Raw genomic sequence first — 18,515 nt, forward strand, 5'->3', positions numbered from 1 at the left:
CCGTCCGTGGTCCGTATGGGAGTCCTCGGGTGCGCGAGCATCGCGCTCCGCAAGGTCATGCCCGCCATGCGGGACGCCGAGCACGTCGAGCTGAGGGCCGTCGCGAGCCGCGATCCGGCCAGGGCGCGCGACGCCGCCCGGCGGTTCGGCTGCGCCGCCGCCGGCGGGTACGAGGACCTGCTCGGCCGGGCGGACATCGACGCCGTGTACATCCCGCTGCCGACCGGCCTGCACGCGCACTGGACGGAGCGGGCGCTCGCCGCCGGCAAGCACGTCCTGGCGGAGAAGCCGCTCACCTGCGACCACGCCACCGCCGTCGCCCTGGTGGAGCAGGCGCGAAAGGCCGGGCTGTGGCTGATGGAGAACTACATGTTCCTCCACCACGGCCAGCACCGGGCGGTCGGCGATCTCGTCGCGGCCGGCCGGATCGGCGCGCCGCGCGTGTTCACGGCGCGCTTCGGCATCCCGCCGCGGGACGCGGCCGACATCCGGTACCGGCCCGACCTCGGCGGCGGCGCCCTTCTGGACGTCGGCGTCTACCCGATCCGCGCCGCGTCCCACTTCCTCGGCCCCGAGCTGGACGTCGTCGGCTCGGTCCTGCGCATGGACCCGGCAACGGGCGTCGACGTCGCCGGCCACGCGCTGCTGTGCACGCCTTCGGGCATCACGGCCGAGCTGTCGTTCGGCTTCGAGCACGCCTACCGCTCCGGCTACGCGCTGTGGGGCGACCGTGCCCGGATCACCGTGGACCGGGCGTTCACCCCGCCTCCGGGCTCGGAGCCGCTCGTCCGCGTCGAGTCGCCGGACGGGACCGAGGAGCTGTCCCTCCCGGCGGACGACCAGGTCAAGAACACCGCCGAGGCGTTCGCCCGATCGGTCCTCGGCGACGCGGACTACGCGCCGCACGCCGAGGCGATCACACGCCAGGCCGCGCTGGTCGAGCGGGTGCGCGCACGGGCCCGCATCGTCCGGCCACCTGCGCCCTCCAGGTGAGCGCACACCGCACGATGTCGCAGATGAGGCGGATGTCCGCTTCGGAGACCGCGGGTCCCGTCGGCAGCGCGAGCACCTCGTCCGCCAGGCGCTCGGTGTGCGGCAGCTCGACCGGGCGCTCCGTCCGGTACGGCTCCATCTGGTGGCAGGCGGGCGAGAAGTAGCTCTGCGCGATGACGTTCTCCGCCCGGAGCACCCGCATCAGCAGGTCGCGGTGGAGACCGGCGCCCGCCTCGTCGATCCGGACCACCACGTACTGGTAGTTGGGCGTCTCGTCCGGGTCGAACGGGACGACCGACAGCCCGTCGAGCCCGGCCAGCTCGGACCGGTAGAGGGCGTGGTTCGCGCGGTTGTGCCGGACGGTCCGGTCGAACACCTCCAGCGACGTCAGGCCCATCGCCGCGGCGGCCTCGGTCATCTTGGCGTTGGTGCCGGCGCGCTCGACGCGGCCGTCGGGCCCGGCGCCGAAGATGCGCAGCGACCTGAGGTGCCGCGCGAGCCCGTCGTCGTCGGTGGCGACGGCGCCGCCCTCGAAGCAGTTCACCACCTTCGTCGCGTGGAAGCTGAACACCTCCGCGGTGCCGAGGCCGCCGACGCGCCGTCCCCCGTAGGAGCAGCCCAGCGCGTGCGCCGCGTCGAACAGCAGCGGCACGCCGTGCCTCGCCGCGACCTTCCCCAGCTCGTCGACCGCACAGGGCCGTCCCCACAGGTGGACGCCGACGACACCGGACGTGCGGGACGTCACCGCGGCCTCCACCGCACGCGGGTCCAGGCATCCGGTCGCGGGATCGACGTCGCAGAACACCGGGGTGACCCCGAGCATCCGGGCGGAGTGCGCGGTGGCCACGTAGGTCATCGACGGCATGATGACCTCGCCGGACAGGCCCGCCCCCATGTAGAGCAGTTGCAGCGCCATGGTCGCGCTGCACGTGGCCACGCAGTTGCGCACGCCGACCAGGTCCGCCACCCGCTCCTCGAACTCGCGGACGAGCGCGCCGTTGGTCAGCCACTGGCTGTCCAGCACCCGGTCGAGCCGGGCGAAGAGACGCGACCGGTCGCCCAGGCTCGGCCGCCCCACGTAAAGGGGCTCCGCGAAAGCCGCGGGCCCGCCGAAAAGGGCGAAGTCATCGATGTTCTGCTTCACGCCGGATTCCCATCGTGAGCACGCGCCGGCATTTTTCTCGCCATACGGTGGCCGCGGTATTCGTTGTGCGCGGCATTCGGTGTCCTCGGGTGTTCGGGGTCCGCGGTCACCACGGGACGTTCCCCTCGTCCGCGAGGCTCGCCCCCGACGGCCCGGACGCGTCCAGCAGCGCCAGCCGGACCGCGATCGCGGCGCCCTCCGCCGGGGTCCGCTGCCCGCGATGGGCGTTGATGTCCGTGGCCACCGATCCGGGATTGGCGGCGTTGACCTTGATCGGCGTCTCCCGCAGCTCCTTCGCGTACGCGATCGTGAGCGCGTTCAGCGCCGTCTTCGAGGACTGGTAGGCGATCATGTTGAGGTTCGCCATCGGGGAGCGCGGATCCGCGTTCAGGGTCAGCGACCCCACGTGGCTGGACAGGTTGACGACGCGCCCGGCGGCCGAGCGGCGCAGCAGCGGTAGCATCGCGTTGGTCACGGTCAGCACGCCGAAGACGTTCGTCTCGTAGACCTCCCGCAGGTCGCCGGCGGTGGCCTCGCTGGGCGGGCCGGTAAAGGCGCCGGCGATGCCCGCGTTGTTCACGAGGACGTCCAGGCGGCCGTAGCGCTCCGTGATCGCGTCCGCGGCGGCGGCCGCCGAGGCCGGGTCCGTCACGTCGAGGCGCAGCGGCACCGCGGCGATGCCGCGGCCCGCCAGCGCGTCGGCGGCGGCCTTGCCGCGCACCTCGTCCCTGGCGCCGACGAGCACGACGCCGCCCTGCTCCCCGAGCTGCCGTGCTATCTCGAACCCGATGCCCTTGTTGGCGCCCGTGACAAGCGCGATCCTCTCGACCGACACGTCCGGAGACCCCTTTCCTTCACGGGGAGGGATGGCAGACCGATAAGTCATCCTTCCATCGCGGATTCGGAATTCCCAGACCGTTCAACCGCGCTCGTCCGCGCCCGCTCGCCATTCCTGGAAACTGAACGCGCCGGCGCGTAGCTTGGCGCTGCATTTCTCGTACCGCAGCCTGCGGGAGGGCCGGACAATGAATGGTCGCGTGATAGTCGTCGGTGCGGGTCCGGTGGGGCTGATGCTGGCGGGCGAGCTGCGCCTCGGCGGGGCGGAGGTCACCGTCTACGAGAGGCTGGCCGCCCCGACCGGCGAGTCCCGCGCGCTCGGCTTCAACAGGCGGGCCGCCGAGTCACTGGACCAGCGCGGCCTGCTGTCGCGGCTCGGCGACTTCATGTGGGGCCGGATGGGGCACTTCGGCGGCGTCCGGATCGACCTCGACCTCCTGGACGAGGACCACAGCGGTGTGCTGGGCCTGTCCCAGGCCAGGACCGAGGAGATGCTCGGAACCTGGGTGGACGGGCTCGGGGTGCCGGTGCTGCGCGGCCACGAGGTGACCGGCCTCCGCGAGACGCCGGACGGTGTCACGGTCGCCTTCGACGGGCCGCACGGCCGCGGCGAGGACACCGCCGCGTACATGGTCGGCTGCGACGGCCCGCAGAGCACCGTCCGCGAGCTGGCGGGCATCCGGGCGCCGGGCTGGGAGTCCACGCGCGGGATGTACACCGCGGAGATCAGCGGGGTCCGGCTGCGTCCGCGTCCCATCGGCGAGCGCCTCCCCGGCGGCAACATGGTGCTGTGCACGCCGCAGGGCCCCGGCCGGTACCGCATCGTGATCCACGACAGGAGCCTGCCCGCGGACCCGGATCCCGGCGCGCTCACGTTCCCCGAGGTCGCGGACGCGTGGCAGCGGCTCACCGGCGAGTCCGTCCACGATGCGCGACCGCTGTGGACGTGGGCCTGCGGCAACGCGGCCGGGCTGGCCGAGGAGTACCGGCGCGGACGCGTGCTCCTCGCGGGCGACGCCGCGCACCCCATCCCGCCGCTGGCCGCGTGGGGGCTGAGCGCGGGCCTGCTGGACGCGGTGAACCTCGGCTGGAAGCTGGCCGCGACGGTCACCGGCCGGGCGCCCGACGGGCTGCTCGACACCTACCACGCCGAGCGCCACCCGATCGGGCGGCAGCTCATGCGCAACGTGCAGGCGGCGACGATGCTCTACCTCGGCGGTGACGATCTGGACCCGGTCCGGGACGTGATCGGTGAACTGCTGGCGCACAAGGACGCCGCCGGACACCTGGCCGGAATGCTCAGCGGCCTTGGCATCCACTACGACATGGGCCCCGGCGACCACCCCCTCCTCGGCCGCCGCATGCCACCCGACCAGCACCTCACCCTCACCAACGGCACCGACGTCCGCATCGCTGACCTCCTGCACACCGCCCGCGGCCTCCTCATCACCACCGACCCCGCGGTTCGCGCCGACGAGTGGGCCGACCGCATCGACACCATCACCGCCACCTGGCCCCCCGACCACCACCCCGAACTCGACACCGTCCTCATCCGACCCGACGGCTACATCGCCTGGACCCACCCCGGCACCCACCACGACCTCACCACCGCCATCCACCGCTGGTTCGGAACCCCTTACACGAACACCCCCCACGCGAACACCGCCCGGGCCATGGCCACCGCCCGGACGTCCGGCCGCTGACCGGACCGCACCCACCGAGACCGACCGGAACCGACCGAACAGGAGCGCAAGCATGGCAACGGACGTGATCGTCGTCGGCGCGGGCCCGGTCGGGCTGATGCTGGCCGGTGAGCTGCGCCTCGGCGGCGCCGGCGTGGTCGTCTACGAGAGGCTGCCCGTCCCGCCGCGGGAGTCGCGCGGCGCGAGCTTCACCCGGCGGACGGCCGAGTGCTTCGACCAGCGGGGGCTGCTCGGCAGGCTCGGCGAGGTGGAGTCCACCGAGAGCCACCTCGGCGGCGTGCGGATCGACGTGCGCCTGCTCGACGAGGACCACTCCAGCGTCAGAGGCGTCTCCCAGTTCCGCACCGAGCGGATGCTGGAGGACTGGGTGGCCGAGCTGGGAGTGCCGGTGCGGCGCGGTTACGAGGTGACCGGTTTCCGCGAGACGCCGGACGGCGTCACGGTCGCCTTCGACGGGCCGCACGGCCCCGGCGAGGACACCGCCGCGTACGTGGTCGGCTGCGACGGGGGGCGGAGCACCCTCCGCAAACTGGCCGGCATCGACTTCCCGGGCGCGCAGCCCACGCGCGGCTTCTACACGGCCGACGTCACCGGGATCCGGACCCGCCGACGGCTCACCCCCGAGAACCTGCCGGGCGGCAGCATGGTCCTGTCGATGGATCTGGAGAACGGCGTCACGAGGGTCGTCGTCCACGAGCGGGGCATGCCGCCGCGGGACCGCGACTCGCTCAAGTTCACCGAGCTGGCGGACGCGTGGCAGCGGCTGACCGGCGAGTCCATCCATCATGCGCGATGCCGCTGGCTGAGCTGCTTCACCGACGCGTCCCGGGTGGCCGCCGAGTACCGGCGCGGGCGGCTGTTCCTGGCGGGCGACGCCGCGCACGTCCAGCCTCCCGCCATGGCGCAGGGGCTCAGCGTCGGCGTGCAGGACGCGGTGAACCTCGGCTGGAAACTCGCCGCGACGGTCACCGGCCGGGCACCCGACGGGCTGCTCGACACCTACCGCACCGAGCGCCATCCCGTCGGACGGCGGCTCGCGCGCAATGCCCGCGCCGCGATCGAGCTGCGGCTCACGGGAGACGAGATGGACCCGGTCCGGGACGTGATCGGTGAACTGCTGGCGCACAAGGACGCCGCCGGACACCTCGCCGGAATGCTCAGCGGCCTTGGCGTCCATTACGACATGGGCCCCGGCGACCACCCCCTCCTCGGCCGCCGCATGCCACCCGACCAGCACCTCACCCTCACCAACGGCACCGACGTCCGCATCGCCGAACTCCTGCACACCGCCCGCGGCCTCCTCATCACCACCCAGCCCGAGGTTCACGAGCGACACGCCGACGAGTGGGCCGACCGCATCGACACCATCACCGCCACCTGGCCCCCCGACCACCACCCCGAACTCGACACCGTCCTCATCCGACCCGACGGCTACATCGCCTGGACCCACCCCGGCACCCACCACGACCTCACCACCGCCATCCACCGCTGGTTCGGCACCCCTCACACGAGCACCGCCCGGACGATGACCGCCTCACGACCCGCCTGATGCACGCGCCGTCGGATCAGGAGTGCCTGGCAGGAGCAGGCAGAGCGGAACAGCGGCGGCGGTGAGGGCGACGGCCCACCAGAACGCGTGGTCGAAGCCGGCGGCCAGGGCGCCGGGCGTGCGGGCGCCGCCGATGTTCCGCTGGAGGACGACGAGGAGGACGGCGACGCCCACCGCGCCGCCGAGCTGCTGGGCGACACGGGTGATCATGCTGGCGTCGGGGATCTCCCGGTGCTCCAGCCCGACGAAGGCGGCGCCCATGGGCGCGATCATGGCTGCGCCCAGGGCGACGCCGCGGACGAACAGCGCGGCCGTGAGCAGGACCTCGCTCGTGCCGGCGGTGACGAAGGCGAACGGCACGGTGGACGCGGCGACGAAGGCGAAGGCGACGAGCGCCACCGCGCGAGGGCCGACACGGTCCATGTAGGTACCTGCCAGGCCGCGGGCGACGAGGGCGCCGACTCCTTGGGGGATGAGCAGCAGTCCGGCGCCGAGGGGGGTCGCGCCGCGGACCTGCTGGAAGTACAGGGGCAGCAGCATCATCGACCCGAACAGGGAGATCCCGCCCAGGAAGAGCAGGGTGGACGAGGAGGCCACCGAGCGGTGCCGGAACAGGCGCACGTCGACCAGCGGGGCGGACTCCCTGGTGAGCGCCCGGGCGGTGAAGCCCCCGACCAGGGCGAGCCCGGCGAGCACCGGGACGAGGACCCGGGCACTGGTGAGACCCGTATCGCCGTCCACCCGGGAGAGGCCGTAGAGCACGGCCGCGGAACCGGGGCAGAGCAGGAACAGGCCGACCGCGTCCAGGCGCACGCGGGGCCCATCGGGCGCGGGCCGGTCGTCGGGCAGGTCGCGGTGGGCGAGCCAGACGCCGAGGAGGCAGAAGGGGATGTTGACGAGGAACAGCCACCGCCAGTCGGCCAGGTGGAGGATGAGGCCGCCGAGGACGGGACCGAGGATCGGGCCGAGCGCGGTGGGCACGGTGATGACGGCCATCACCTTGCCGATGTCGCGACCCTTGGCGGCCTGCATGAGCAGGGTGTACATCAGCGGCATCATGATGCCGCCCGCCAGGCCCTGGACGAGCCGGAAGGCGATGAGGCTCGCGGCGTCCCAGGCCAGCGCGCTCAGGACCGAGCCGGCCAGGAAGCCGGCCAGGGCCAGCACCCACAGGCGCCGGCCGCCGAGCCGCGCCTGGGCCCACCCCGCGAGCGGGATGGCGGTGAAGACGGCCAGCATGTAGCCGGTGCTGACCCACTGGACGGTCGACAGCGGAGCGTCGAGGTCCTCGGCCAGGTCGTTCAGGGCGACGCTGGTGATGGTGGTGTCGAAGACGACACCGAGAGCGCCGACGATCAGGGTGATCGCCATGCGCAGCACGACGGGGTCCACACGGCCCGGATCGGCGGAAGCGGGATCGGCGGGGGCGGGTCCCGCCTCGCGGGAAGTGCTCACGGCGGCCTCTTAAGATAGACGAGTCTTCCTTACGCGGGTCAGGGTAGGCCGCTACACTAAGAAAGGCAAATCTATCTAACTTGTGAGGGCATCCGATGACTCGGCGGCGCCGCGGCGCGGAACTGGAGAGGGCGCTCCTCGACGCGGCCTGGGACGAACTCAACGACAACGGCTACGCCAGGTTCACCATGGACGCCGTCGTCAAGCGCGCGGGCACCAGCCCGCCCGTGCTCTACCGCCGCTGGCCCGACCGTGACGCGCTCGTCAAGGCGACCATCGTCCACGTCCTCAAGGAGTCGCGCCCCGCCGTCCCCGACACGGGGAATCTGCGCGAGGACCTCCTCGCCCTCATGCGGGAGATCGCCACCTCCCACGTCCAGCTGGTCACCGTGATGTACGCCCACCTGGCCAGCTACTACCGCGAGACGGGCGAAAGCCCCACCGGCCTGTTCGACCCCGTCGCCACCGGCCGCGCGGCGGCGCTCGACGCGCTCTACGAACGCGCCGTCGCCCGCGGCGAGATCGCGCCTGAGCGCCTCACCGAGCGCGTCAAGACCCTCCCCTTCGTCCTGCTGCGCCACGAGATCCTCTCGACGTTCGCCCCCGTACCCGACCATGTCCTGGAGGAGATCGTCGACACGATCTTCCTTCCCCTGGTGCGCTGACCGCGCCCAACTAGGCCGGGGTGAGAGGGGCCGTGCGGTGGTGCTCGCCGGCGGGCGCCGGTCGCGCGCCGATGACCGGGCAACCGCTGATCCCCGCGGAGGCGGGCGGGGGCGCGAAGTCGGGCAGCGCGAGCAGGACCGGCGGGTCGGCCGGACGGGGGCGGTGGAGGCGCACCGCCGCGCTCGTGACGCTGCCCGCGGTCACCGTGACCGGGTCGTGCCCGCCGACGAGCGAGTTCCGGCGGAACGATGCGTCGGGCCCGACCCCGTCGGCCACCCCCACCGCGCGGACGAACCAGCGCCCGTCCGGGACGTCCGGCAGGCGGTAGCACGACGGGCGGCCGCCGGGCACGTCCACGATCACCCCGGCGGCCAGTGGATGCTGGACGATCGGCGTCGGGAAGGCGCCCACGTACACGCGGGCGTTGCCGTGGCCCTCCGGCAGGCTGATCGTTCCCGCGACCGCGCCGGTCGCGGTCCGGCCGTCCGTCCGCGGGACCGGCGCGGCGAACCCGCCGTCCCGCGCGAGGCGGCGGAACCGGCCGGGCGGGACGCCGACGCTGGCCGAGAAGTGGCTGGTGAACGAGCCCAGGCTGGTGTAGCCGACCGCGGATGCGATCTTGGTGACGCTCAGCGGGGTGTCCAGCAGCAGGACCTTGGCCTGGTGGATGCGGATCGCGGCGAGGAACCGGCCGGGCGTGATCCCGGTCGCGTCCCGGAAGCGGTGGGCGAGGTAGAAGCGGCTGAGCAGGGCGCTCCTCGCGATGTCCGCGAGGGACAGCGGCTCGCCGTACCGCTCCCGGATGCACTCGATCGCCCTCTCGACTGCGCTGTCCATCCGCACTCCCACCGCTCAGGCCGGCCGCCAGGGTCGCCCGCGGCCGTCGCGGTCGGCTCGAACAGCGCTAGCACGGGCCGGGACGGTGCTCGGTCTCCGCGGTCCCCCTCGTTCAACAGCGGAGAACGGCGGTTGAACGCCGTCCCCGCGATGGCAGGAAAGTACCCATAGATGTCTTTTCGGACTCTCGGTCGCGCGAGGCCCATCGGGTCACAGTGGTCCCATGAGTGAACCCACTGGAGCGGGCGTGCTGCGGACGGCGGTGCAGGTCGACGGGGAGGCGGCCAGCTACCTGACCGTGGAGCGGGACGGTCCGCCCGTGTTGCTGCTGCACGGGACGTACTGGAGCCGGGTGTGGCTGCCGGTCCTGGGCCGCCTCGCGGAGGCGGGGCTGCGCCCCATCGCGGTCGACCTCCCCGGGCTCGGGCGCTCGGGAGGCGAGCTGACACCGGAGACGGCCACGGTCCCGGCGCTCGCGGAATGGGTGACGCGCTTCGCGTCCGCGCTGGGGATCTCGGGACCGGTCGCCGTGGCGGCCCATGACATCGGCGGCGCCATCGCGCAGCACCTGCTCGTCCACGGCCGGCTGGACGTGCCCCGGCTGGTCCTCGTCAACTCGGTGCTCTACGACTCCTGGCCGGCGCCCCACGTGGCCCGGTTCGGGAACGCGGGCGGGGCGGGCGCCGACAGAGCGGACGCCGCGGGGGAGCTCCTCGCCGCCCGCCGCGCGGCCGTGACCGCGGCGCTGGCCGGGGCCGCCACCGAACCGCTGATCGCCGAGTACCTGGACCCGTGGACCGATCCGCGGGTGCGCCGCTCCTGGCTGGCCCTGGCGGGCGCGGCCGACAGCCGGTACACGCTCGACCTCGTCCCCGCGCTGCGGCGGTCGCCGGTGCCCAAGCTGCTGGTCTGGGGCGAGGACGACGGGTTCGAGCGGGTCGGGTTCGCCGAGAGGTTCGCGTCAGAGGTCCCGGAGACCACGCTCATTCGCATCCCGGAAGCGGACCATATTCCCACGGAGAACGCTCCCGGCCGGATCGCCCGCGCCCTCGCCGAATTCCTCGCGGCGTAGCGGCGAGGCGGCGAAGCGCGCCGCGGGCCCGAAAGGCGGCCGGACATACCCGGCGGTCGGACGCCGCCGGGCGGACCGGTTCGCGAGCGCTCTCCTTTCGATACCCGCACCGCACTTTGAGCGCTGCCGCCCCCCGGCGGCCGGATCTGCGGCGACAATGTGAATCATTGATGACGAGCAAGGGATGGGCGATGGGGCCCGCGAGCACGCTCAGCACGGATCGTCTCGGAGATGCACGCCAGGGAATTCGGCTCGGCCGGTGCGGCCCGTCCGATCAGCCGGTCGGCCATCGGACTGGGCACGCTCGCCCTCACCGGGCGGTCCGGCCCGGTGGACGACAGGGCGAGCGTCGCCACCATCCGCTTCGCGCTCGACATCGGCGTCACCCTGATCGACGCCGCGGTCGTCCACGGCGCCGAGAGGGTCGAGCGGCTGGTCGGGCGGGCCGTCGCCGGCCGGCGGGACGAGGCCGTGATCGCGGCGTGCGGCGGGTTCCGGCGGGACGCCGGCGGGCGGCGGGCCCGGCTCGACGGCACGCCCGGGCACCTGCGGCGGTCCTGCGAGTCCTCGCTCGGCCGCCTCGGGGTCGACCACATCGACCTCTACTACCTCGCCGGCGTGGACCCCCGGGTGCCGGTCGAGGACAGCATCGGCGAGCTCGCGGAGCTGGTCGCGGCCGGGAAGGTCCGGCACGTGGGGGTGTCGGGGGTCTCCGTCGACCAGCTCCGGCGCGCCCACGCGGTGCATCCGGTCGCCGCGCTCGCCGCCGAGTACTCGCTGTGGGAGCGGCGCGTCGAGGCCGAGTGCCTGCCCGCCGCCCGGCGGCGGGGGGGCGCCGTCTTCGCCTGCCGCCCCCTCGGCCGCGGGTTCCTCACCGGCCGGATCCGCTCGGCGGACCAGCTCGCCGCCCGCGACCTCCGCCGTGACGACCCCCGCTTCTGGCCGGAGAACCTGCCAGGCAACCTCGACCTGCTGCGCGCGGCCGAGAAGGCCGCCGCGGACCGCGACATCGGCCTTTCCCGGCTCGCCCTGGCCTGGCTGCTGTGCCGGAACGGCGGCGTCACGCCGGTGCCGAGCACCCGCGACCGCCTCCACCTGGAGATGAACGCGGCCGCGGCGGGCGTGCGGCTCACCCCCGAGGAGTGCGAGCACCTGGCGGCCCTGTTCCCGCCCGCCGCGGTCGCCGGGCGCGCCGTCCCCTGAAGCGCGTCCTAACGGTGCGCCGACTCGGCGCCCTGGCGCTTCCCCTCCCCCACCTCGATCAGCGACGCGGCCACCGCCTTGTTGACGGCGTCGATGCGGGACACCGCGCCCAGCTTCACGAAGATGTTGCGGAGGTGCCGCTTGACGGTCGCCTCCGTGAGCGAGAGCCGAGACGCGATCTGCCGGTTGCTCAGCGCCTGGGCGGTGAGCTCCAGGACCTCGCGCTCGCGGTCGGAGAGGAGCATCGCCGAGCCCGCCTGGTTCGCGGCGATGCTCTCCCGCGAGACCGACACGATGACGCGCCGCTTGTCGATGCGGACGCTGCGGATCGCGGACACCAGGTCCTGCCTGGTGACGCTCTTCAGCAGGTAGCCGCGCACGCCGACCTCCAGCAGGCTCTGCAGCAGCTGCGGGCCCTCGTACATGCTCAGGATGAGGACGGCCGTGTGCGGCGACCGCTTGCGGATGCGGCCCACCGTGGTGGTGGCGTCGTCGCCGGGGATCTCGACGTCGAGCAGGACGACGTGGGGCCGCTTCTCCGCGGCCAGCGCCACGGCGGCCTCGCTGTCGCCCGCCTCCCCGACGACGACCAGGTCGTCCTGGTAGTCCAGGATCTCCCGCAGGCCCTCCCGGACGAGCGCGTGGTCGTCCACGATCAGAACGGTCGTCTTATGATCCTTGGCGGCCATCTTCGCTTCCTGGAAGCGGTATGAACAGTTCCACATGGGTGCCCTCGCCGGGCGCGCTCGACACGGCGAGCGTGCCGCCGACGAGCTCCGCCCGCTCGCGCATGGTGGACAGGCCCACACCGCCGGAGGTCGCGGTGCGCCGCGGGTCGAAACCGCCGCCGTTGTCGTCGACGTAGATGCGCATCTCGCGCGGCGCGATGTCGATGCGGACCAGGACGATCCCGGCCCTGCCGTGCACCACCGCGTTCCGGACGGCCTCCCTGACGATGAGGAACGACTCGTCCTTCACCGCGGGCGGGGCCCATACCTCGTCGCCGTTTATCTTGAGCTGGACGGCCGCGTCACCGGTCGCCACCGCCTCGAAAGCCGTTAACAACGCCTTCTCCAGAGAATCCGACGGCTCACAGAAACGCAATTCAGATGTGATCTCTCGCAGGATTCGCATCGCTTCCCGAACAGCGTCGTAAGCGGCGGTGAGCCGCTTTTCCGTGCCGAGGCAGTTCTCCTTCCCGCTCGCGTCGAGGTCGTACAGTTCGAGCTGGCGGTAGGCGGCGCTCAGCCACAGCCCGACGCGGTCGTGGAGATCGCGGCCGATACGGCGCCGCTCCTCCACCTGCGCCTTGTGGATCTTGTCGAGCAGATATCCCTCGTGGGCGAGGACCCCCTCGCCGATCCGCACGGTGATGCTCTCGTAGAGGGCGCGGAGGGCGAGCATCAGCAGCCGTTGCGACCGCTCCCCGGACCCCAGGTGGAGGAACAGCTCCCGCTGGACGACGTCGAAGAGCGCGATCCCCGTCCGCAGCGACTCCCGCGGCTGCACGCCGTGCGGCGCGGGCGCCTCCGCGGTCTCCCTGATCGTGAGCTTGTAGCCCTCGTCGACACGGACGGTACCCGCCCGCAGGCTGTCGACGACGTCGGTGAGGATCCGCTCCGCGTTCGCCATGAGCTGCCGGCGCGCCGCCGCGTCGGACGCGATCGGACCGCCCGGCTCGTCCAGGACCCGCCCGTACTCCGCCATGATCCCGGCCCGGCGGGCTTCCAGTCGGGAAGCCGCCTCCGGGCCGGTGGCCTCCGGCCGCCAGGGAGGTAACTCTGCCACGATGTCCCCCCGCGTGGGCAAGAAGTCCGTCTTTGCATTGACCATAGCCGCTGCCGTCGTAAGCCGCTATGACCGTTATGGCCGTTATGAGCGTCTCAACCCGCCTGTGACGACGCGACCAGGATCCACTACCGCCCGCATTCCCGCCCTCTTTCGGAGCCCGGGTGAGGCGGGGTAAGGGCGGGACACTTTGCGCGCCACTGGGAGGCGGCGGGAACGGCCGGGATCATTCGCGCGGCGCCGCGGCGGCCGCTATCGCGCCGCGGGCGCCGGCGTCCGCGCCGCCCGCCGGCCGCCGCCGCGGGCCTGGATGAGGGTCGTGAGCCGCTCCCGCGCGTACATCCGCGCCAGCTTGGGGAACCCGTACCGGACCGAGCCGTTGTGCTGGACGGACCGCACGAGATGGTGGTCGAGCAGGTGGTCCAGGGCCCGCCGCGCCGCGGGCACGTCCCAGCCCAGCAGGTCCGCCGCCGCGTCGGCGGTGAAGTCCGACGGCAGCATGCTGAGCAGCGCGAAGACGCCCTGCTCCTCGTCGCCCAGCCGCTCGTAGCTGGAGTCGAACCGCGACCGCACGTCGAGGTCGCCGAACCGCAGCTCCGGGAGCCGCTGGCGCGAGCGGGTGAGCTCCTCCGCCATGCGGGCCAGCGGGTAGCCCGGCATCGCGGCGAGCCGGTCCCCGACGCAGCGCAGCGCCAGCGGCAGGCAGTCGCACGCGTCGACCAGCGACTCGGCGCCCTCCCGCTCCCTGCGGACGCGGGGGCGGCCGATCACGCCGGCGAGCAGTTCCAGGCCGTCCGCCCGGTCCAGGACGTCGATCGGAAGGTTCCACGCGCCCGCGAGGCCCTCCAGCCTGCGCCGGCTGGTGATGATCACCGCGCATCCGGGGCCGTCCGGGAGCAGCGGCCGCACCTGGGCCACCGACGCGGCGTCGTCCAGCACCATCAGGAGGTCCCGCCCCGCGGTCGCCGAGCGGAGCAGCGTGCCGCGCTCCTCGATGCCCTCCGGGATCCGGTGCCCGGGCACGCCGAGCGCGCGGAGGAAGGCGTGGGCGACCTCGGCGGAGTCGCGTGCGGACTCGGCCGACCCCCTGAGGTCCGCGTAGAGGTGCCCGTCGCCGAACGCGGACCGGACCCGGTGCGCGGCGTGCGCGGCCAGCGCGGTCTTCCCGACACCCGGCATTCCGCTGATGACGGCGATACGCCCGGTGCCGCGCGGCCCCCGGGGCGGTGCCGTGACCCGCCGGCAGAGCCTTTCCACCTCGCTTTCGCGGCCCGCGAATCCGGTCACCGCGGGAAGCCGCGCCGGTGCCACGATGTCCTCGCCGCCCTCGGCCGCGGAACGGGTAAGGCCCGGTTCCGGAATCGGAGCCGATCCGTTTCCCGATGCCGCCGGCAGATCGGCGGAAAGCAGCGCCTGGTGCAACCGCTGCACATCGCGGCCCGGTTCCAGGCCGAGTTGCTCGACGAGGTTCGCGCGGAGCGTCCGGTAGACGTCGAGCGCCTCATAACGGCGCCCGGAATGGTGCAGGGCCGTCATCAGCGATGAATGGAAACCCTCGTGCAGCGGATACCTGACCACGAGGGACTTCAGCTCGCCGATCAGCTCCAGATGGCGGCCGACCCGCAGATCGGTCTCGATCCGCAGTTCCAGCGCCCGGAACCTGACCTCCTCCAGCCGCGCCACGTACGCCGACAGCAGGGTGCCCGCGGTCACGTCGACCAGCGCCGGCCCGCGCCACATGGCGAGCGCGTCCGCCAGGATCTCCGCCGCCCGCACGGGGTCGCCGCGGTCGAGGATCGCCCGCCCCTCCTTGATGGCCTGCTCGAACCAGTAGAGGTCGACGTCCTCGTCCGGGACGGTCAGCATGTAGCCCGCGGGCCGCGTCTGGAGGATCTCTCCCGCGCCGCATTTCTGGAAGATTTTCCGCAGTTTGTAGATGTACGTCTGCAAGGTCGTCATCGCGCTCACCGGCGGGTCGTCCTCCCACAATTCGTCGATCAGCTCGGACGTCTGGACGACGGAGTTCCGGCGCAGCGCGAGCAGGGCGATGACCTGGCGCGGTTTCGGCGCGGTCGGAGCGATGTCGACGGCCGACTCGATGACCTCGAAGGACCCTAGAACCCGGAATTGCACAACACTCTCCCTCGAATTGGGAGTAATGGCGGGATCGACCAGAGGTCGACTACGTGAGCACGTTACGCACGGCCCCGGGGGATGACAAGATCAATTCACAGAAGGTGCCCGGCGGGTGGTCGGATAGGTGCCCCTCCGCGGCGCCGAAGGATGTGCTCCGCTCCTAAGGTTGTACTACTTCCGATCCTTGCGACCGGCCTTGAGCGCTTCGGCGGTGCGCGCGTGAATTCCCGGGAACCGGGTACGGGCGTGCCTTCTGCTGACGTAGTCGACCATTGTGACAGAACGGTGGCGGGGATGCCCCGGTAAACATGTGAACCCCCGGCGGCCACCATTGGCCGCCGGGGGCGGAGGGGTACGGGTGAGGCGCTACGCGCCGGGCGCCCGCTCGCCGACGAGCACGCCGTTCACCTTGTCGAGGAACGCCCGCGGCGTCTCCAGCACGTCGATGTCGTCGTCCTCCAGCGTCACCGCGTACTCGCGCTTGATGACGGCGGCCGCCTCCAGCAGCGCGAGGGAGTCGTATCCGAGGTCCACGAAGGACGTGTCGAGGATGTCCCCGTCGGTGTTCACGGACTCGTCCTCGCCCGCGCACGAGCGCATGATCCGCTTGAGGTTCTCGATGGTCAGCTCCTGCAAGGCGGCCTCCTGCCGGTCAGGCTTCCGATCAGGTCTCCGGTCGGACAACTCAGAACTCGCCACGGCCATGACGTACTGGCCGTACCGCGACGAGGCCAGGCCGGCTCCGAGCCGGTGGCAGGCCTCGGCGTCGATGAACCCCATGCGCAGCGCGATCTCCTCCACGCAGGCGACGTGCAGGCCCTGCCGCTCCTCCAGGGCCAGCACGTAGTTCCCGGCGGCCGTCAGCGCCTCCGGCGTGCCGGTGTCCAGCCAGGCGAAGCCGCGGGTGAGCTCGACGAGCCGCGCCCTGCCCTCGGCCACGTAGGCGCGGTTCACGTCGGTGATCTCCAGCTCGCCGCGGGCCGACGGCCGCAGCCGCCGCGCGATGTCCACGGCGCCGCCGTCGTAGAAGTAGAGCCCGGTGATCGCCCGGTTCGAGCGGGGGCGGGCGGGCTTCTCCTCGATGGACAGCAGCCGGCCGTCGGCGTCGGTCTCCGCGATCCCGAAGCGCTGCGGGTCCTTGACCGGGTAGCCGAACAGGACGCAGCCGTCCACGTCCCGCGCCTGCTCGCGGAGGATGTCGGCGAGCAGGTGCCCGTGGAAGACGTTGTCGCCGAGGATCAGCGCGACCGGTTCGCCCGCGATGTGGTCGGCGCCGATGAGGAGGGCGTCCGCGATGCCCCTGGGCTCGTCCTGCACCGCGTAGGAGAAGCGCACCCCGAGGTCCGACCCGTCGCCCAGCAGGCGGCTGTAGCGCGGGACGTCCTCGGCCGTCGAGATGATCAGGATGTCGCGGATGCCGGTGAGCATGAGCACCGACAGCGGGTAATAGATCATCGGCTTGTCGCCCACCGGCAGCAGCTGCTTGGAGACGACCCGGGTCAGCGGGTAGAGCCGGGTGCCGGTGCCGCCCGCGAGGATGATCCCCTTCGTCACGCCCGCCGGCGCGCCGCGGGCCCGGCGCCGTCCCGGCGAGCCGGCCGGCCGGGTGAGCCGCGTACCGTTGATCATGTTCCTCCTCCCGGAAGGCGCGGGAACGTGCCGTCCAGCGTCCGGTACCGCGCTCAACCGCGGTTGGAGAGGCGCTCAACGGCCGCCGGGGCACGGCGCCCCGGGAGGGCCGCGGCGGGCACGGCGCCCTCCATGCCGGTTCAAGCCCGTTCCGAGAGCGGTGGCCGACGATCGCGCGGTACGACTACGACCGGCAAGAGGAGCGTCGATGGCCACAGCGTCCCGCCAGCGTCCCGACACCCACGAGATGGTCGTGACCCATCGCGCCTCCCGGCGCGAGTCGCGGGTGCTGGCCGCCCGGGTGCCGGAGGTGAGGCCGGGCGACACCGCCCGGGCCCGGGTGCTCGCCGCCCATCTGGCCGACTACCTGCTGGCCCTGCACCTGCACCATTCGGCCGAGGACGAGCTGCTGTGGCCGCTGCTCCCGGCCCGCGTGGGCGCCGACGCGGACCTCGTCCGGCGCATGGAGGAGCAGCACGCGCGGCTCGCCGCCGGCATGGAGCGCATGACCGAGGCGGCGCGGGCCTGGGCCGAGCACGCGGACGAGGAGTCGCGCGACGCGCTGGGCGCGCTGCTGGCCGAGCACGTCGCGCTGCTCACCGAGCACCTGGACGACGAGGAGCGGAACCTCCTCCCCCTGGTGGAGCAGCACGTGAGCGTGGAGGAGTGGAAGAGGCTGTCGCAGCACTTCGCCGCGCACATGCCCAAGGACAAGCTGCTGTTCTTCATGGGCGCGGTCCTGGAGGGGGCGGACCGCCGGGAGCGGGCGCACCTGCTCGGCTCGCTCCCGCTCCCGGCCCGGCTGGCCTGGCACACCGTCGGACGCGTCCAGTACGCGCGCAGGGTCCGCAGCGTGCGGGGACTCCGGCGGTGACCGCCGCGCGCTACTTCTCCTTCGGCGGCAGCCTGCTCGCCTGCTCGATCCACGACACGAGCTGCTCCTCGTCGAGCTCGTCGTCCTCGTGGATGTCGAAGTAGCGCATTCCCTCGTGCTTGGACGCCTTCGGCGGCATCGGGTCGAGCGAGGTCCCGCGCGAGAACTGGAGCTGGACGTAGTGCGTGAAGCAGCGGAAGGCGACGAACCACTCCTCGCCCTCGTGGCCGTAGAACGGCTGGTTCCACTTCACGGCCTTGTGCACGTCGGGGACGGTCCGCACGATCAGGCGGTCGAGCCGCTCGCCGATCGGGCGCTTCCACCCGGGCATGGCCGCGATGTAGGCCTGCACCGGCTCGTCGCCCTCCCCTTTCGGGATCTGCGGGTTGCCGCCGGAGAGCAGCTTCGGTCCGGATCCGGATTTCCTGTCGGCGTCCTTCTTGCTGTTCGGCATTCGGAGCTCCGTCGAGGTCGTTCCCGTCAATGGCCGAGGAGTCGTCTCCCGGCCGAGGTTACAGGTCGGCGCGCCCGGCTCACCCCGCGCTGCGCACCCGGCTCACCGCGCGCCGCGCACCCGGCTCACCGCGCGCCGCGCACCCGGCTCACCGCGCGCTGCGCACCCCGCTCAC

16 protein-coding genes and 1 pseudogene are annotated in these 18,515 nt (G+C 72.6%); 7 read left to right on the forward strand and 10 right to left on the reverse strand.

Going from position 1 to position 18,515, the window contains the following annotated elements; all coding sequences use genetic code 11:
* The first annotated feature begins 15 nt into the window (after positions 1-15).
* The gene (locus E1300_RS12360; protein ID WP_242619108.1) at positions 16-993 is read left to right on the forward strand and encodes a Gfo/Idh/MocA family protein; all 978 of its coding nucleotides are present in this window, start codon (positions 16-18) and stop codon (positions 991-993) included.
* Here the strand turns inward: E1300_RS12360 and E1300_RS12365 are convergent.
* On the reverse strand, positions 917-2,137 hold the full coding sequence (locus E1300_RS12365; RefSeq protein ID WP_131757115.1) for an aminotransferase class I/II-fold pyridoxal phosphate-dependent enzyme: 1,221 nt from the start codon (positions 2,135-2,137) through the stop codon (positions 917-919). The genes E1300_RS12360 and E1300_RS12365 overlap by 77 nt on opposite strands.
* 106 nt (positions 2,138-2,243) lie before the next feature.
* Positions 2,244-2,972, reverse strand: a complete 729-nt coding sequence (locus E1300_RS12370) for an SDR family oxidoreductase (protein ID WP_242619106.1) — start codon at positions 2,970-2,972, stop codon at positions 2,244-2,246.
* 202 nt (positions 2,973-3,174) lie between these two features.
* Between E1300_RS12370 and E1300_RS12375 the strand changes: the two genes are divergently transcribed.
* Positions 3,175-4,677 (forward strand): FAD-dependent monooxygenase, encoded by a 1,503-nt coding sequence (locus E1300_RS12375; protein ID WP_242619107.1) that lies wholly within the window; start codon positions 3,175-3,177, stop codon positions 4,675-4,677.
* A 52-nt stretch (positions 4,678-4,729) separates the two neighbouring features.
* Entirely contained in the window at positions 4,730-6,226 is a 1,497-nt protein-coding gene (locus E1300_RS12380) for an FAD-dependent monooxygenase (protein ID WP_131757118.1), read from the forward strand.
* Here the strand turns inward: E1300_RS12380 and E1300_RS12385 are convergent.
* Positions 6,212-7,681: an MDR family MFS transporter gene (locus E1300_RS12385; RefSeq protein WP_207399671.1), complete on the reverse strand. Its 1,470-nt coding sequence runs from the start codon at positions 7,679-7,681 to the stop codon at positions 6,212-6,214. The two genes, E1300_RS12380 and E1300_RS12385, sit on opposite strands and share 15 nt — an antisense overlap.
* 95 nt (positions 7,682-7,776) lie before the next feature.
* Here E1300_RS12385 and E1300_RS12390 point away from each other — a divergent pair, with 95 nt between their 5' ends.
* Positions 7,777-8,346 carry a TetR/AcrR family transcriptional regulator gene (locus E1300_RS12390; protein ID WP_131757119.1) on the forward strand — a complete coding sequence of 190 codons (570 nt, stop codon included), beginning with the start codon at positions 7,777-7,779 and terminating at the stop codon, positions 8,344-8,346.
* A gap of 10 nt (positions 8,347-8,356) precedes the next feature.
* Here E1300_RS12390 and E1300_RS12395 read toward each other — a convergent pair whose 3' ends face one another.
* On the reverse strand, positions 8,357-9,184 hold the full coding sequence (locus E1300_RS12395; protein ID WP_131757120.1) for a helix-turn-helix transcriptional regulator: 828 nt from the start codon (positions 9,182-9,184) through the stop codon (positions 8,357-8,359).
* Positions 9,185-9,407: 223 nt separating this feature from the next.
* On the opposite strand from E1300_RS12395, the gene E1300_RS12400 reads away from it, so the two are divergent.
* Positions 9,408-10,256, forward strand: coding sequence for an alpha/beta fold hydrolase (locus E1300_RS12400; protein ID WP_131757121.1), 849 nt, complete (start codon positions 9,408-9,410; stop codon positions 10,254-10,256).
* A 231-nt stretch (positions 10,257-10,487) separates the two neighbouring features.
* Complete coding sequence (locus tag E1300_RS12405) at positions 10,488-11,459, forward strand: aldo/keto reductase (protein WP_131757122.1); 972 nt, start codon at positions 10,488-10,490, stop codon at positions 11,457-11,459.
* 8 nt (positions 11,460-11,467) lie between these two features.
* Here the strand turns inward: E1300_RS12405 and E1300_RS12410 are convergent, their stop codons facing one another.
* From E1300_RS12410 to rfbA, 5 genes and pseudogenes are all read right to left on the reverse strand, one after another.
* Positions 11,468-12,148: a response regulator transcription factor gene (locus E1300_RS12410; RefSeq protein ID WP_207399672.1), complete on the reverse strand. Its 681-nt coding sequence runs from the start codon at positions 12,146-12,148 to the stop codon at positions 11,468-11,470.
* Positions 12,129-13,292, reverse strand: coding sequence for a sensor histidine kinase (locus E1300_RS12415; RefSeq protein WP_131757124.1), 1,164 nt, complete (start codon positions 13,290-13,292; stop codon positions 12,129-12,131). Before E1300_RS12415 ends, E1300_RS12410 begins: the two co-directional genes overlap by 20 nt.
* 207 nt (positions 13,293-13,499) lie before the next feature.
* Positions 13,500-15,380, reverse strand: a complete 1,881-nt coding sequence (locus E1300_RS12420; RefSeq protein WP_131757125.1) for an AfsR/SARP family transcriptional regulator — start codon at positions 15,378-15,380, stop codon at positions 13,500-13,502.
* Positions 15,381-15,749: 369 nt separating this feature from the next.
* Positions 15,750-16,088: an acyl carrier protein gene (locus tag E1300_RS53920; protein ID WP_370784753.1), complete on the reverse strand. Its 339-nt coding sequence runs from the start codon at positions 16,086-16,088 to the stop codon at positions 15,750-15,752.
* Positions 16,071-16,937 (reverse strand): annotated as a pseudogene (gene rfbA, locus E1300_RS12425) (glucose-1-phosphate thymidylyltransferase RfbA); the annotation flags it as partial. The gene E1300_RS53920 and the pseudogene rfbA, both read right to left, overlap by 18 nt.
* 283 nt (positions 16,938-17,220) lie before the next feature.
* Between rfbA and E1300_RS12430 the strand changes: the two are divergent.
* Entirely contained in the window at positions 17,221-17,886 is a 666-nt protein-coding gene (locus E1300_RS12430) for a hemerythrin domain-containing protein (RefSeq protein WP_131757127.1), read from the forward strand.
* A 10-nt stretch (positions 17,887-17,896) separates the two neighbouring features.
* Here E1300_RS12430 and E1300_RS12435 read toward each other — a convergent pair whose 3' ends face one another.
* The gene (locus E1300_RS12435; RefSeq protein WP_131757128.1) at positions 17,897-18,340 is read right to left on the reverse strand and encodes a DUF1801 domain-containing protein; all 444 of its coding nucleotides are present in this window, start codon (positions 18,338-18,340) and stop codon (positions 17,897-17,899) included.
* Positions 18,341-18,515: the final 175 nt, after the last annotated feature.

The sequence above is a fragment of the Actinomadura fibrosa genome (genome assembly GCF_900659615.1).
In the GTDB taxonomy this organism is placed as follows: Bacteria; Actinomycetota; Actinomycetes; order Streptosporangiales; family Streptosporangiaceae; genus Spirillospora; species Spirillospora fibrosa.